Source organism: Xylanibacter ruminicola Ga6B6 (genome assembly GCF_000687715.1).
GTDB classification, from domain to species: domain Bacteria; phylum Bacteroidota; class Bacteroidia; order Bacteroidales; family Bacteroidaceae; genus Prevotella; species Prevotella ruminicola_B.
In genome coordinates, this window is the sequence record NZ_JHXD01000001.1 from 237,328 (window position 1) to 252,319 (window position 14,992).

At 49.2% G+C, this 14,992-nt stretch carries 12 protein-coding genes; 10 read left to right on the top strand and 2 right to left on the bottom strand.

All coding sequences use genetic code 11. From position 1 onward, the window contains the following. The first annotated feature begins 128 nt into the window (after nucleotides 1-128). From gpmI to T500_RS0101035, 3 genes are read left to right on the top strand one after another with little or no spacing between them, the layout of a single operon-like run. A complete protein-coding gene (gpmI, locus tag T500_RS0101025) occupies nucleotides 129-1,649 on the top strand; it encodes a 2,3-bisphosphoglycerate-independent phosphoglycerate mutase (protein WP_028906574.1) in 1,521 nt (506 codons plus the stop codon). A gap of 6 nt (nucleotides 1,650-1,655) precedes the next feature. After that, nucleotides 1,656-2,321: a uracil-DNA glycosylase gene (locus T500_RS0101030; RefSeq protein ID WP_028906575.1), complete on the top strand. Its 666-nt coding sequence runs from the start codon at nucleotides 1,656-1,658 to the stop codon at nucleotides 2,319-2,321. Between the two features lie 4 nt (nucleotides 2,322-2,325). Then, nucleotides 2,326-2,958: a DUF3109 family protein gene (locus tag T500_RS0101035; RefSeq protein ID WP_028906576.1), complete on the top strand. Its 633-nt coding sequence runs from the start codon at nucleotides 2,326-2,328 to the stop codon at nucleotides 2,956-2,958. On the opposite strand, the gene T500_RS0101040 is transcribed toward T500_RS0101035, so the two are convergent. Together T500_RS0101040 and T500_RS0101045 are read right to left on the bottom strand one after the other, a co-directional pair. Next, nucleotides 2,953-3,840, bottom strand: coding sequence for an AraC family transcriptional regulator (locus T500_RS0101040; protein WP_028906577.1), 888 nt, complete (start codon nucleotides 3,838-3,840; stop codon nucleotides 2,953-2,955). The genes T500_RS0101035 and T500_RS0101040 overlap by 6 nt on opposite strands. Then, on the bottom strand, nucleotides 3,834-6,209 hold the full coding sequence (locus T500_RS0101045) for a glycosyl hydrolase family 95 catalytic domain-containing protein (RefSeq protein WP_028906578.1): 2,376 nt from the start codon (nucleotides 6,207-6,209) through the stop codon (nucleotides 3,834-3,836). Before T500_RS0101045 ends, T500_RS0101040 begins: the two co-directional genes overlap by 7 nt. A gap of 88 nt (nucleotides 6,210-6,297) precedes the next feature. On the opposite strand from T500_RS0101045, the gene T500_RS0101050 reads away from it, so the two are divergent. From T500_RS0101050 to T500_RS16210, 7 genes are all read left to right on the top strand, one after another. Next, a complete protein-coding gene (locus tag T500_RS0101050; protein WP_028906682.1) occupies nucleotides 6,298-7,134 on the top strand; it encodes a phosphate acyltransferase in 837 nt (278 codons plus the stop codon). Then, a complete protein-coding gene (gene buk / locus T500_RS0101055) occupies nucleotides 7,134-8,204 on the top strand; it encodes a butyrate kinase (RefSeq protein WP_036908112.1) in 1,071 nt (356 codons plus the stop codon). Before T500_RS0101050 ends, buk begins: the two co-directional genes overlap by 1 nt. Before the next feature lie 18 nt (nucleotides 8,205-8,222). Further along, entirely contained in the window at nucleotides 8,223-9,575 is a 1,353-nt protein-coding gene (locus tag T500_RS0101060; protein WP_080694736.1) for a HAMP domain-containing protein, read from the top strand. Beyond that, entirely contained in the window at nucleotides 9,568-11,472 is a 1,905-nt protein-coding gene (locus T500_RS0101065) for an ATP-binding protein (RefSeq protein WP_028906581.1), read from the top strand. The genes T500_RS0101060 and T500_RS0101065 overlap by 8 nt, the downstream gene beginning before the upstream one ends. A 6-nt stretch (nucleotides 11,473-11,478) precedes the next feature. Further along, nucleotides 11,479-13,071 (top strand): hypothetical protein, encoded by a 1,593-nt coding sequence (locus T500_RS0101070; protein ID WP_155267380.1) that lies wholly within the window; start codon nucleotides 11,479-11,481, stop codon nucleotides 13,069-13,071. 93 nt (nucleotides 13,072-13,164) lie between these two features. Continuing rightward, nucleotides 13,165-13,962 (top strand): GLPGLI family protein, encoded by a 798-nt coding sequence (locus tag T500_RS16205; protein WP_028906583.1) that lies wholly within the window; start codon nucleotides 13,165-13,167, stop codon nucleotides 13,960-13,962. Between the two features lie 170 nt (nucleotides 13,963-14,132). Next, complete coding sequence (locus tag T500_RS16210) at nucleotides 14,133-14,987, top strand: GLPGLI family protein (protein WP_262502923.1); 855 nt, start codon at nucleotides 14,133-14,135, stop codon at nucleotides 14,985-14,987. Nucleotides 14,988-14,992 lie beyond the last annotated feature (5 nt).

The window sequence follows — 14,992 nt, forward strand, 5'->3', positions numbered from 1 at the left end:
CGTATTGATATACAGAGTTTTTTGTTTTTTTATCAATAAACATGGATGCGTAATGCGGCTATGTTTGTTTTTTTTCGTAACTTTGCACGCGATTTAAAGAACGTTCGTTTAAAAATAGATATAAGATTATGGCAAAGAAAGCATTATTGATGATTCTCGATGGATGGGGAATCGGTAAGCATGGTAAGGGTGATGTTATTTTCAACACTCCAACTCCTTACCTCGATCTGTTAACAGCTACTTCGGCTCACTCTCAGCTTCAGGCATCTGGTGAGGATGTAGGTCTGCCCGACGGACAGATGGGTAACTCAGAGGTGGGACACCTGAATATCGGTGCAGGTCGCATTGTTTATCAGGACCTGGTAAAGATTAACCGTGCCTGCAAGGACGGCTCTATCATGGAGAATCCTCAGGTTAAGGCTGCTTACACCTACGCCAAGGAGAACAACAAGAAGCTGCACCTGATGGGATTGACATCTGACGGTGGTGTACACTCTTCACTCGATCACCTGTTCAAGCTCATTGAGATTGGTAAGGCTTACGGACTGAAGAACCAGACTTTCGTACACTGTTTCATGGACGGTCGTGATACCGACCCCAAGAGCGGTAAGGGCTTTATCGAGCAGATTAGCAAGGTTTGTGCCGATAACGATGCTGCTATTGCATCAATCGTAGGTCGTTTCTACGCTATGGACCGCGATAAGCGCTGGGAGCGTGTAAAAGAGGGTTACGACCTGATTGTTAAGGGCACTGGTAAGCAGAGTACCGATATGGTTGCTGCAATGCAGGAGAGCTACGACGAGGGCGTTACCGACGAGTTCGTAAAGCCAATCCACAATGCCGCTGTTAACGGTTGCATCGAAGAGGGTGATGTTGTAATCTTCATCAACTTCCGTAACGACCGTGCTAAGGAGATGACTATCGCACTGACTCAGGAGGATATGCCAGAGCAGGGCATGAAGACTATCCCTGGACTGCAGTACTACTGCATGACTCCATACGACGCTAACTTCAAGGGTGTGAACATCCTGTTCCCCAAGGAGAACGTTGAGAATACACTGGGCGAGTACCTGAGCAAGCAGGGTAAGAAGCAGCTGCATACTGCCGAGACCGAGAAGTATGCTCACGTAACATTCTTCTTCAACGGTGGTCGCGAGCAGCCATACGAGGGCGAGGATCGTATTCTGGTTCCAAGTCCAAAGGTTGCTACCTACGACCTGAAGCCAGAGATGAGTGCTTTCGAGGTAAAGGATAAGCTGGTGGCTGCTATCAACGAGGCTAAGTACGACTTTATCGTTGTAAACTTTGCCAACGGTGATATGGTAGGTCACACTGGTATCTACAACGCTATTGCCAAGGCTGTTTGGGCTGTTGACAACTGCGTGAAGGATGTAATCGAGGCTGCTAAGGCTAACGATTACGAGGCTATCATCATTGCCGACCACGGTAATGCCGATAACGCTATCAACGCCGATGGTACTCCAAATACCGCTCACTCACTGAACCCCGTTCCTTTCATCTATGTAACCAACAACAACTCGGCTACAGTTAAGGACGGACGTCTGGCCGACGTAGCTCCTTCAATCCTGCACATCATGGGTCTGGAGCAGCCTGCAGACATGACTGGTGAGAACCTTATTTGCGATTAATAAATAATGGATGTTCAGATAGAACAAAGCTGGAAACAGCATTTACTTGGTGAGTTCGACAAAGACTACTTTGTTGGGCTCACCAATTCTGTTCGTGCAGAGTATCAGCATTATACGTGCTATCCGCCAGGCAAACTGATATTCAATGCCTTTAACCTGTGTCCGTTCGACAAGGTGAAGGTGGTGATTATCGGTCAGGATCCTTATCACGAGCCAGGACAGGCCCACGGACTGAGTTTCTCGGTTCAGGACGGTATCCAGTTCCCGCCCTCACTGCAGAACATTTTTAAGGAGATTCAGGCCGACCTTGGTACGCCAATCCCCACATCAGGCAATCTTACCCGCTGGGCCGAGCAGGGCGTGCTGCTGCTTAATGCATCGCTTACCGTTCGTGCTCATCAGGCTAACAGTCATTCGGCCTTAGGGTGGCAGAAGTTTACCGATGCGGCTATACAGGCGTTGGCCAAGAACCGCCAGCATCTGGTATATATGCTCTGGGGTGGCTATGCCCGCTCAAAAGCGTATATGATTGACAAGCAGAACAATCTGGTGCTTGAGAGCGTACACCCATCGCCACTGAGTGCTAATCGTGGTGGCTGGTTCGGTCAGCACCAATTCTCGCGCTGTAATGCTTATTTAGAGCAGAACGGCCAAACCTCCATTCAATGGTAAATAGATGAATCAATTACCCCCAATTATACAAGTAGGTGATGTGTTGCTCTCGTCGGAAATACTGACGGAGAAGTTTTGTTGCGACCTGAGCGTTTGCAAAGGCGAGTGCTGTGTTGAAGGCGATGCTGGTGCCCCTGTAACGATGGACGAAATAGCTGCCATCGAAGCATGCGTGGATGACGTGTGGGACGACCTCTCGGCATCGGCACAGGCTGTTATCGACAAGCAGGGCGTGGCCTATACCGATCAGGAGGGCGACCTGGTAACAAGTATTGTAGGAGGAAAAGATTGTGTGTTTACCTATTACGGCGACATTGAGGACTGGAACACCCATCTGCCCATTAAGAACTGTTGCTTGTGTGCATTAGAAAAGGCTTACAGAGCAGGACGTACCCACTTCTGCAAGCCTATTAGCTGTGCTTTGTATCCTATCCGCGAAAAGCTGCTTGGCGGTGGTTTGACGGGCTTGAACTACAACCGCTGGAACGTTTGTAAGATGGCCATTGCCAAGGGTATTCAGGAGAATCTGTATCTCTATCAGTTCCTGCGCGATCCGTTGATCCGTCGTTTCGGCGAGGCTTGGTATCAGGAGTTGCTTGATACCGTGAGCGAGCTGAAGGAGCAGGGCTACCTATGATTTGCGATAGGCCGAGGGCGTCATGCCCACGTGTTCCTTAAAGTACTTGCCCAGGAAACTCTGGTTGGGAAAGTTCAACTCTTCGGTTATCTCCTTGATGGATTTGGTGCTGTTCTTTAGCAGCACGCGCAACTCCATGGTTACATAATTCTCAATCCACTCTACTGCTGTGCGACCACTGATGCGCTTAACGGCTGTCGACAGGTATTTGGGTGTGATGTTTAGTTGCTGGGCATACCAGCTAACACGGCGTTCGCGTTTACAGTTCTCCTCAACCATCTTCAGAAATCGTGTAAATACCTTCTCAGAGCGCAGCAGCGACTCGTCGAAATTCTTCACCCTGTAGATGATGTTACCCACATCGTAGAACATGGCCAGCATCAGTGTGCGGATCAGGTCTTTGCGGAAGTGGTTGTGATTGTCGCTGATTTTCTGCTTGATGAACTGGAAGTATTCTGTGAAGGTGGCGATTTCGTCGGCCTCCAGCTTCATCACAGGCTGCATGCGGGCAAAAACAAACAGCGAGCTTACATCGTGTACGCTCTTGATGATTTCGTGGAAGAAATCAACACTCATCATGATGCACAATCCCTCCATGTCATTAGAGCACTTGTACCCATCAATGACGTGGCGTTCGCTTACCACCAGCATTTCGCCGGCATGCACCACCAGTTCTTCGGTGTCCATACGGTAACTGATATGGCCTTTGGTACAAAGACCAATCAGAATAAAGTTCATTTTACGCGGATCGCTAGGCATGGGGGCCTTGTTTATCTGGTCGGATAACAGCAGGTCGTCGTCCAAACAAACTGATCCTTCCCAGTGCTTGGCCTTCCCAAACTCAGTGTCCTGTATCAGTATTTGCTTTTTAGCTTTTACCATGTTTTTATGTTTTGTGTCTCGCCAGCCTTCAGTTTTACCTTCTTCTGCTGACCGTTATATATAAGCGTAAGTGTACCAGCTTTCTTGGCTTTGATGCTACAAGCACGCACCTTGCCATCCTTCCACTCGAAGCTTACCTCGTAACCACCACGAGCGCACAGACCGCTGATAGCGCCATCCTGCCACTGTTTTGGGCAAGCGGGCAACAGCTCGATTGAACAGTTACCATCAACCATTGAGCTTTGCATCAGCATCTCGCATACACCGGCTGTGCCGCCAAAGTTACCATCAATTTGGAAGGGTGGATGCGCATCAAACAGGTTGGGGTAGGTACCGCCGCCCTTGTGCCATGCCTTCCAATCCTCCTTACGCGAACCGCGTGGGGCAATAGGTGTGAGCAACTTCTGGTAGATGTGGTAAGCCTGCTTGGGGTTGTGCAGACGGGCCCACAGGTTAATACGCCAGCCTGTGCTCCAACCGGTGGTCTTGTCGCCCTTAATCTCCAACGAGCGCTCGGCAGCCTTCTGCAAGGTGGCGTCCGTCAGATGATTGCCTGGGTAGAGACCGATGAGGTGACTTTGATGGCGATGCTGGAAATCCCAGTCGTCCCAATCGTAGTACCACTCGTTCAGGTCGCCCATGTGACCGATGGTGTAGGGGTGCAGCTTAGCCAAGGTCTGCTCCATCTCCTTATTTCTCAGTCCGAGCACCTTGCCTGCAGCAATGGTGTTGATAAACAGCTCGCGGATGATGGCCAGATCGGCTGTACCACCGTAGCAGGTAGTGCCGTGATAACCCTTATCGGTCTTGTATTCGTTCTCGGGCGATGTGCTGGGCGCTGTAATCAGCTCGCCTGGCTGTTTGGGGTTGTCGATGAGCCAACGCAGGCAGAACTGGGTAGCACCCTTCATCAGCGGATAGGCCACATTCTTCAGGTAAGCCTTGTCCTGTGTAAACTGGTAGCGCTCCCACAGGGTGTTTACCAGCCAGGCACCACCCAGGTTCCAGTTACTCCACTCAGGACTCTCGTTCTTCTCGCCCACAGGGTTGGTCATTGCCCAGATGTCGCTGTTGTGACTCGAGCACCAGCCCTCCTGAATGTTATAGTAGTTCCTGGCGGTGTACTTACCATTGGCTGCCAGTCCGGCAATAAAGCCATCCAGTGGTTCTGCCATCTCGGCCATGTTAGCCACAAAGGCAGGCCAGTAGTTCTCCTCCAAGTTGATGTTTACCGTATAGTTACCACGCCAAGGCGACCACAGCTGTGGTGCCCACAAGCCCTGCAGGTTGGCAGGCACATTCTTGGTACGCGAGGCTGAGATAAGCAGATAGCGGCCGAACTGGAAGTAAAGCTCCTCCAGGTAAGGTGTCTGGTCGTTGCCGTTGGTATAGTCAAGCAGCAGCTCGTCGGTCATGCGGCGATCCTTGGCACCAGGCAGGTCCTTAGGATTGCGACCGCCCTTGTTCAGACAGATTTTTACGCGGTCGTAGATGGTCTTATAATCGGCCAGGTGGCGGGCATAGAACTCGTCGAATGTCATGTTCTGTGTGTGCCACAGGTCGTTGGTTACAGCCTCCAGGTAGTTGGCACCCTCGTGTACAGGGTGCTTGTCGAACCCGTTAAAGCTAGTTTCGTTTACAATGTAGATAATGGCCTCCTTGGCCTTGGTGATGGTGAGCGATGAGTCGCTGGCAGCCATCTCGCCATCGGTCTTTACGCTCATGATGGTGCAGAAGTGTGTACTCTCTTGTGCATCGCCTGTAGCATGACCAGTCATGGTAAGCTGTCCTAAGCCGCTCTTTACCTGATGGGGAACCTGGGCTGTGAGTGCTATCTGGCAGTTGATGTTGCCACGCAGGCGGATAGCTATCAGCTTATCAGGATTCGAGGCAAAGTACTCGCGGGTGATGCGGCGGCCGTCGCGTTCATAACTGTCGCGAACAATCGCCGAGTCGATATCCAGCGTGCGGCGGTAGTGCTTAATCTCGCCCAGACCTAAATCCTTGATATGCAGTGTGCCCAATGGTTGGTAGTGCTGCGAGTTAGGACCCTGCACGTGCAGCTGCAGCGAGTCGGCCAGCGCATAGTTCTCGTTAAACAGCGCCTTGCGTATCTCAGGTATCCATTTGTGGGCATCGGCATCCAGGTTGCGATCCACGGGTTTGCCTGTCCACAGTGTAATGTCGTTCAGATAAATCACGTTGTCGTCGGTGCCGCCATAAATCAGGGCACCTAACTTACCGTTACCAATAGGTAGCGATTCTTCGAAAAATGTAGCTGGTTTGTTGTACTCCAATACCATTGGAGCCTGCTGCTGTGCCGTAGCAGTTAGGCACGTCATAGTTAGTAAAAGTAGGTAAATCTTCATCTTTTTTTTGTTTTTATCGGTTTCTGCTTGCAAAGATACAAAAATATTTGTATATTTGCGCCATTAAACCGATAAAATTGATAAACCTATGCAGTCGATACGAACTTTAAATGATATGATAGTGTTTCTCCAGCAGCGTGGTGATAAGAAACGCGTGGCTGTGGTTTGTGCTAACGATGCCAGCACCCGATATGCTGTAGAGAAAGGTAAGGAGATGGGATTTATTGAACCCATTTACGTGGATGGCGACGACAAGGAGGAGTGTGCGCGCCGTGCTGTGGCCCTTTGTAAGAGCGGCGAGGCCGATATCCTGATGAAGGGTTTGGTGAATACCGATGTGCTGCTGAAAGCTATCCTGGATAAGGAGAACGGCATACTGCGTCCAGGCCATGTGCTTACCCATGTGGCGATGGCCGAAATACCTAAGTATGAGAAGCTGCTGTTTTTTACTGATGCAGCCGTGATACCTGTTCCCACCGAGGCTCAGCGTCGTCAGCAGATACACTATGTTAACTATGTGTGCCACGCCTTGGGAATTGAAGAGCCACGAATCTCACTCATCCATTGTGCCGAGAAGGTGAGTGCCAAAACGTTCCCATATACCGTGGATTACTTGGAGATTATAGCCGAGGCACAGACGGGTAAGTTCGGCCGATGCATCATCGACGGTCCGCTCGACCTCAAGACATCTCTCGACTCTGTTAGTCTGCGCGAGAAAGGTATCCACAGCGTTATCGACGGACAGGCCGATGCCTTGATATTCCCCGATATCGTAGCAGGTAACGTGTTCTACAAAACCATCACCCTGTTTGGTTATGCCAAGACGGCTGGTGTGCTGCAGGGTACCCAGTGCTGCTGCGTGCTGCCATCGCGTGCCGACAGCCCCGACTCAAAGTATTACTCATTGGCTTTAGCTGCAATTTAATGAAGATATTAGTAATTAATCCTGGTTCAACATCTACGAAGATTGCCGTTTTCGACGACGAATCGCCTATACTGGTCCGCACCATTGCCCATAGTGCTGACGAGTTGGCCCATTTCGACGATGTGATTGAACAGCAGGATTTCCGTAAGCAGCTGGTACTCGACGAGTTGCGCCAGGCCGATATACCTGTAGAGTTTGATGCTGTGATAGGCCGAGGTGGACTGGTGAAACCGCTCGAAGGTGGTGTCTACGAGATTAACGACTTGATGATACAGGATACCCACAGCGGTATTGCCCTGCATAACCACGCCTGTAACTTAGGCTGCCTGATAGCCCATGAGATAGCTTCAACCATCCCTCATTGCCGCTCGTTTATAGCCGATCCTGGCGTGGTAGATGAGTTGAACGACTATGCCCGTATCTCAGGTTCGCCGCTGATGAACCGTATCTGTATCTGGCATGCCCTTAACCAGCGCGCTATAGCCCGCAGGTATGCATCGGAGATTGGTAAGGAGTACGAGGATTTGAATCTGATTATCTGTCACATGGGTGGTGGTATCTCTATCGCTGCCCACGAAAAGGGGCGTGCCGTTGATGCCAACAACGCTCTGGATGGCGAGGGGCCGTTCTCGCCCGAACGTGCTGGTTCATTGCCTGCATCGGATCTTATCCGTCTTTGTTTTAGTGGAAAATATAACGAGAAGCAACTGCTGAAGCGCATTGCCGGCAAGGCCGGACTGAATGCCCATCTGGGCACCAACGACGTGCGCGAGGTTTTGCGCCGCATCGAGGACTATGGCGACCAGCACGCTAAATTGATCCTGGATGCTATGATATATCATGTGGGCAAGAACATCGCCTCCGAGAGTGCTGTGCTCTGTGGTCAGATAGATGCCATCCTGCTAACAGGTGGCCTTGCTAGGAGTGAATATATCGTGAGTCGTATCCGCGAGCGTGTAGGCTTTCTGGCGCCCATCCGCTGTTTCCCAGGCGAAGACGAGATGGAAGCTCTGGCGCTGAACGCCCTGGCGGTGCTGCAAGGCAAACGAAAAGCTAAGGAGTACAAGTAAACAAAAACGTAGGTAAGTATGACTAAACTAACTAACTTTATCAAAGGCCGTCTATCAGTCAAAATCAGTCTGATGGCAGTCTCGGCTATGGCCGTTCTGCTCATAGCCTCGTTGGTAGTCATGCTGCTTTACTCGCGAAAAAAGGTAAAGGAAGAAACCATGACCCGCGTTACCCAGACGCTTGATGCCACTGTGCAGAATATTGATAACATTCTGCTGAGTGTTGAGCAAACGGCGGGTAATGTGTATTACAGCCTGCCACCCCATATCAACGGCCCAGAGGCGATAGAACAATACCGCCGCAATCTGATTGACAGTAACCCTTATGTGGCCGACTGCACCATTGCAATTGGCGACAGTTCGGTAACCGAGTCGAAGTGGACTTTCAAACCAGCCCAGGAGGGGCACGATCCGCTTATCTGCTTCAGTCTGCCTGTGCATAATATGACTGGACAGCCTGTAGGTTTTATCGGCGTAGATGTGTCGGTAGGACTGCTCTCACGTATTGTAGCTCAGGCCAAACCATCCGAGAACTCGTTCTGTGTGCTGCTCGACAGCGTGGGCAACTTTATTGTGCATCCCGATGCAGAGCAGCTCATGCAGCAGTCGGCTATCGAGATATCTAAGGCCAATGCTAACGCCGAACTTGGCGAGGCTGTGCAGGCTATGATAGCCGGCCAGACCGATTATCGCACATTCCGTTTGCGGGGCACCGATTTCTATGTGTTCTTCAAGCCCTTCAGTCGTGGAAGCGTGCGTGGCCGTATCATCGGTCATCTGGGTTGGAGCGCTGGTATTATCTATCCCACTCGCGATATCTTTGGTGATTACAACAACCTAACGTACTATGTGCTTGCCATCAGTATTGTGGGATTGTTGCTTATGTTCCTGTTGAGTCATGCGGTTATCAAGAGCCGACTGAAGCCTCTGCTTATGCTTACGGCCCAGACGCAGCATATTGCCGCAGGTAACTTCGGAGAACCCATCCCTGATAGCAAGCATATCGATGAGGTAGGACGTTTGCAGGACAATTTCCAACTGATGCAACGCTCGCTGGCCACTCAGGTAGAAGAGTTAGAGAGCCTGAAGGATACCCTGTATTCGCGCTGCGAGGGCTTGCGAAAGGCATACGATCAGGCTAAGAAGGCCGACCGTATGAAAACCTCGTTCCTGCATAACATGACCAACCAGATGATGGAACCTGCCGATGCCATCGAGCAGGATGTGCTGCAGCTATGTAATCAGCCGGATCGTGATACAGCCCAGTTGGTGAGCGATATCCAGAAGAAGGGTAAGGCCATCACCGAACTGCTGAAGAATCTGATATCGATGTCGGATGATGAAATGAGAAAGGAGGCCGATCATGATTAATATCCGTAAGTCGTTCTCAACCAAGCTCAGCGTGGCGCTACTGATTCTGGCTGCTCCCATCTTTGTGATTTCGCTGGGGGTGCTGTTCACCCAGTCGCGAAAAATGATTCGTAAAGAGGCCATCGGTCATGCTACGAGTGTTCTGAATGCTACCATGCAGCAGCTTAACCGTCATTTCCTGACTATCGAGACGGCTACCAATGCTAACCTGTGGCAGGTAGAGCAGGCCTTTACACCCGACTCGTTGTTGTATTTTGCTAACCGTATCGTGAGTCTCAACCCCCATATCGATGGCTGCTCTATCAGTGCCGAACCCGATATGTTCCCCAAGTACGGACGCTATTTCTCGGCTTACTCAGTGCGTAAGGCCGACTCGGTAGGCACGGTTATCGAAGAGCCATACGACTATTTTAATAAGGTATGGTATAAAACACCTCACCAGTTGCGCGATGCCTGCTGGGTGGCTTATTATGACGAGGTTGACTCGTTGGAACTTACCCTCGATGGCATGTTAGCATCGTATTGCAAACCGCTTTATAATGCCGATAGCGCGTTTGTTGGTGTGATATCAACCGACCTCTCGCTGTTGCGTCTCTCGCACGAAATGTCGACGATGAAACCCTATCCCCATTCTTATTTCATGATGATAGGTGAGAATGGCCGCTATTATGTGCATCCTGATTCTACGCTGCTGTTTAAACAAACCATCTTTACGGGCGCCGATACCCGCAAACAGGCCGACCAGATAGTGCTGGGCCACGAGATGACCAGTGGCCGACGTGGAAATATGCTGGTAAACATGGATGGTGACGATTGCTTTGTGTGCTACCAACCAGTGCCTGGCACCTCGTGGAGCTTGGCTATCGTGTGTCCTGACAGCGACGTGATGGCTGGCTACCATCGACTTGTTTATATCGTGGTATCGCTGCTGGTGCTTGGCTTGCTGGTGATTATTCTGTTGAGTCATCGTACTATGGCTCATACCATCCGTCCGTTGCATCAGTTGCTCGATAAAACCCAGAGTATTGCTGCTGGTAACATGGATGTGACTATCCCTCGCACCACGCGTATTGATGTGATTGGCCGTTTGCAGAACAGCTTTGCACAGATGCTCGAATCGCTTAACTACCACATGAAGAGTGTGCGCTTTGTGAGCGACCAGACCCGCCAGCGCAACGAGGAACTGTTGCAGGCCACCCGTATGGCTCAGGAGGCCGACCGCCAAAAGACCACTTTTATACAGAATGTTACTCACCAGATACGCACGCCACTGAATATCATTATGGGCTTTTCGCAGGTGCTGAGTGATGCTGGTAGTGGTAACCTGTCGGACGAGGACCTGAAGAATGTTACCGATACTATGAACCATAATGCCATCCAGCTTAGCCGTATGGTTCAGATGCTGTTTGACTGTTCTGATTCTGGACTGAACGAGGAGATGAATTGCGATAAAACCGACACTCTGCTGTGTGTACAAGAGGCTCAGCAGGCTGCCGATGTGGTGCGCCAGCGCTATCCTGGCGTGTGCATCAGCATCCAGTCGGAACTGGCCGACGATTTCAGTGTGCTTACCAACCGTACCTATTTTATGCATGCGCTGTTGGAGCTGCTGTACAACGCTGCCAAGTATTCCGACGGAAAGCATGTTGAACTGCAAGTTTCGGCCGATGAGGCTATGGTTAGCTTTGTGGTTCAGGATCAGGGCGATGGCATCCCTGAGGCCGAAGTAGAGCACCTGTTTAAGTTCTTTACCAAGGTCGACGACCTCTCCGAAGGTCTCGGCTTGGGCTTGCCGCTTGCCAAGCGCCACGCCCAGAACCTAGGCGGCGATGTAGTTCTCGACACCACCTACCAAGTCGGCTGTCGTTTCATCCTCACCATACCAAATACAAATTAGAGAATAGTGAAAAAGATATGTTTTCAAGGATTGATGGTAATGTTTGCCATCACGCTCTTATCGGGTTGCCATTATAGCGGCAACAAGTATTATTACCACGAGCTCGGCAAGATTGATCATCGACATAATCGCGACTTAGCTCGAAAAGAACTGGCCCAGCTTAAGGGGCAGGCGGATAATTGTGCCGACTATGTGAAGCATTATTATATGCTGTTGACTCTTGAGATGAACAACGAGCTATCGCCCGAACGCAACTTTAAGGCTGCTGACGAAATAGTGGATTATTACGAGGAGGTAGGCGATAAGAAAAAACTGATACGCAGTTATATCATAGCTGGTTCGGTAGCAGCTAACTGCAGTGATGGGCCTAAGGCCATCGCCTATTATCATAAGGCCGAAGAGCTGTTGCCAACCGAAATCACGCCCCAGCATATCGATTTATACGACAGGATGGTGAAACTGCTGTTACGCCAGAATATGCCCGATGTTGCCAATCGCTATGCCAATTACATTCTGCACTATGCTGAAAATCAGGGCGACACACTTAACATGATACAGGCTATGCGTTATATCAGTCAGTCGTTCAAGATGCAGCGTGTGCCACGAGGCATGCTGTCGAACCTGAACGATGCCTACGTGTTGGCTACAAAAGCAGGACTGATTAACGAGCAGGACGAGCTGAGGCTCGACATGGCTACCTATTACTGCGAAAGCGGACAGTATAGTGCTGCTAAGGGATTGGCTCTGCCCCTGAAGGATAAGCATATGCAAGGCGTGCGTCATAAGGTTAATGCCTTGTTAGCAAGCGTATATTACCACACTGGCAGGATTGATTCTGCGCTCTATTTTGGTCAGCGAGTGATGGAAGAGGGCAACTCGGTAAGTAAGCGTGATGTGCATGAGATTCTGGCTCATATCGCTATCCAACAAGGTAAAGCTGCCGAGGCCGAAGACCATTTCACACGTTATAAGGATTTGAACGATGAACTGAACTTTATCGCCAACAACGAGGCCATCGCCCAGGCCGACGCTTTCTACAACAATCAGAAACAGGCCGAAGAAAACGTGCAGCTGAAAGCCGATAACAACTTCAAGCTGTCGATTATTATAATAGGTATAGCTGTGGTGGTGATTATCGTAGTGCTCTTTGCTACCTATATCCAGCGTCATCGCCGTCGCCAGGAACTGATGGAGATGCGTATCCAGCACCTGCAACAGTTGAAAAAGAACTATGCCAAGGCCGACGTAGAAGAGATAAAACGAGCCGAACAAACGATAGAGAGTACAGAGATATGGCAACGACTGGCTACGCTGCCTGATAGTGAGCATCCAACAGATGATGATTGGATAAACCTGTCGGAGGCCATCGATGAAGTATATGATGGTTTCACTGGCCGATTGATGCATCTGTGTCATCCATCTACTCACGAACTGCACGTCAGTCTGCTACTCAAAGCAGGTTTCGAACCCGTTCGCATTGCCACGCTCACCCTCCGCAGCAAGGCTGCCATCTCTACTGTTCGCAGTCGTCTATACGAAAAGACATTTGGCAAAAAAGCCAGTGCAAAAGACTGGGACGAGGTAATCCGCACCCTCTAAACTCCAAATGCAAACTATTTGCAAACTCCGGTAGCATCAGGCTATCGGAGTTTTTATATACCTTTGCCGCCGATAAACCAAAATCGTATTAAGATGAAAATGTTATTTCTATTTTTATTGATGTTGATTGTACGTGTGGCTGGTGTTGATGCTCAGTCAGACATCACCAAACTGTCGGTGACGTACGAGGTGCATTATCTGAACTATGCCGAAGATGATTCGCTGTCAAGAGACATCGCTCAGCTTGATATTGGCACAAATACTTCGCGTTATTATAGTAAGGTATCAGAGTGGTATAATTTTAATCCCGTAGGCAAAGCTCCCTATCCAGGAACAAAGATTAAGAATGAAGAGGTTTACAAGAATATGCCTAACAAAGGGCTTGTCACAGCCATGCATTGGCCGTATTGGATAACCACTCAGGATTCTATCAACCATCTGTTTGATTGGCAGTTGGTCGAGGGCGATTCTATTGTTTGTGGATATCCTTGCCACAAAGCTCAGACCACATTTCGCGGTCGAACCTGGACTGCATGGTATACACTTGATTTGGCATATAACGATGGCCCTTGGAAATTATGCGGTTTGCCTGGGCTGATACTTCATGCCCAAGATAGTACACGACAGTTTATTTTCGACTGCACCAGCATCGAGAAAGGCGATGGACACACTTTTTCTTTTCCTGCATCAAAAAGAATACGATTAGTAACCCCAGAAAAAGCAGAAGAATTGCTCTTATTCGAAGCAGCCGACAATGATGCTTATGTTTATGCAATGTCTGGAGGACGTATCACAGACAGAATCGACGCAAAAGGCCGGCATTATAAGTGGACACCCAAAACAGCCATTCCCTACGAAATATTCCCTCAAAACCACAAGAAGAAAAAATAGACTATTAATAGAAAAATTATTTCCCTCGTGAGGGCGCAAAAATTCCCTCACGTGGGAACAAAAACGGGGCAAACACCAAATGCAAACTATTTGCAAACTATGGTTTTATCAGGCTATCGGGGTTTTTATATACCTTTGCCGCAGAAAACTAAAATCAGATAATGATGCGAATGATTATTTTAATTCTATTAGCGTTGATTGTGCGTGTGACTGGGGTTAATGCTCAGTCAGACGTTACCAAACTGTCGGTTACCTATGAGGTGCATTACCAGAAAGTGGAAGAGGTTGCTAAACGCGAAAAAGACCTGATGCGATTGGATATTGGCGAACACTCATCGCAATATATTAGTATAATAGGTGAATTTCTGACTAAAAACAAAAGCGACATCATGGCTAAGCGAATCAAAGATCCCTATGCTGGCTATGCAACATTGCGTGATGAGGTGTTTAAGAATACGCCTAACGAAGGATATCTGCGGTTTGTCCACATGCCTGGTTGGGTGTCTTGTCGTGAAAAGATAGAAGGATTATTTGACTGGCAACTGCTGGATGGCGACTCTATTGTATGTGGCTATCCCTGCCATAAGGCTACCACCATATTCAGAGGCAGAACATGGACGGTATGGTACACACTCGATTTACCATATAGTGATGGTCCTTGGAAATTCTGTGGTTTGCCTGGTTTGTTGCTATACGCATATGATTCGGAAGATAAGTTCCGTTTTAACTGCATCGGTATAGAGAAAGGTGATGGGCACGAAATCAAGATGAAGATGCCAAGTTCAGGTGTGATAGATACCTACATGCCAGAACGTGTGGCTGAAATCATGATGTTGGAGTATTGGGACCAATCCGCCCATTTGTCGCAAATAACAGGATTGGTAGCAAAAGTTACAGGTATGAGAGATGCCATGGGAAATGAAATCAAACTTATACCTCAAACCCGCATTCTTTATGAGAAGTTCCCAGGCATCAACCTAAAGAAGAAGTATTCAAAGAATAAAATTACGAAGAAGAAAAAATGAAACGT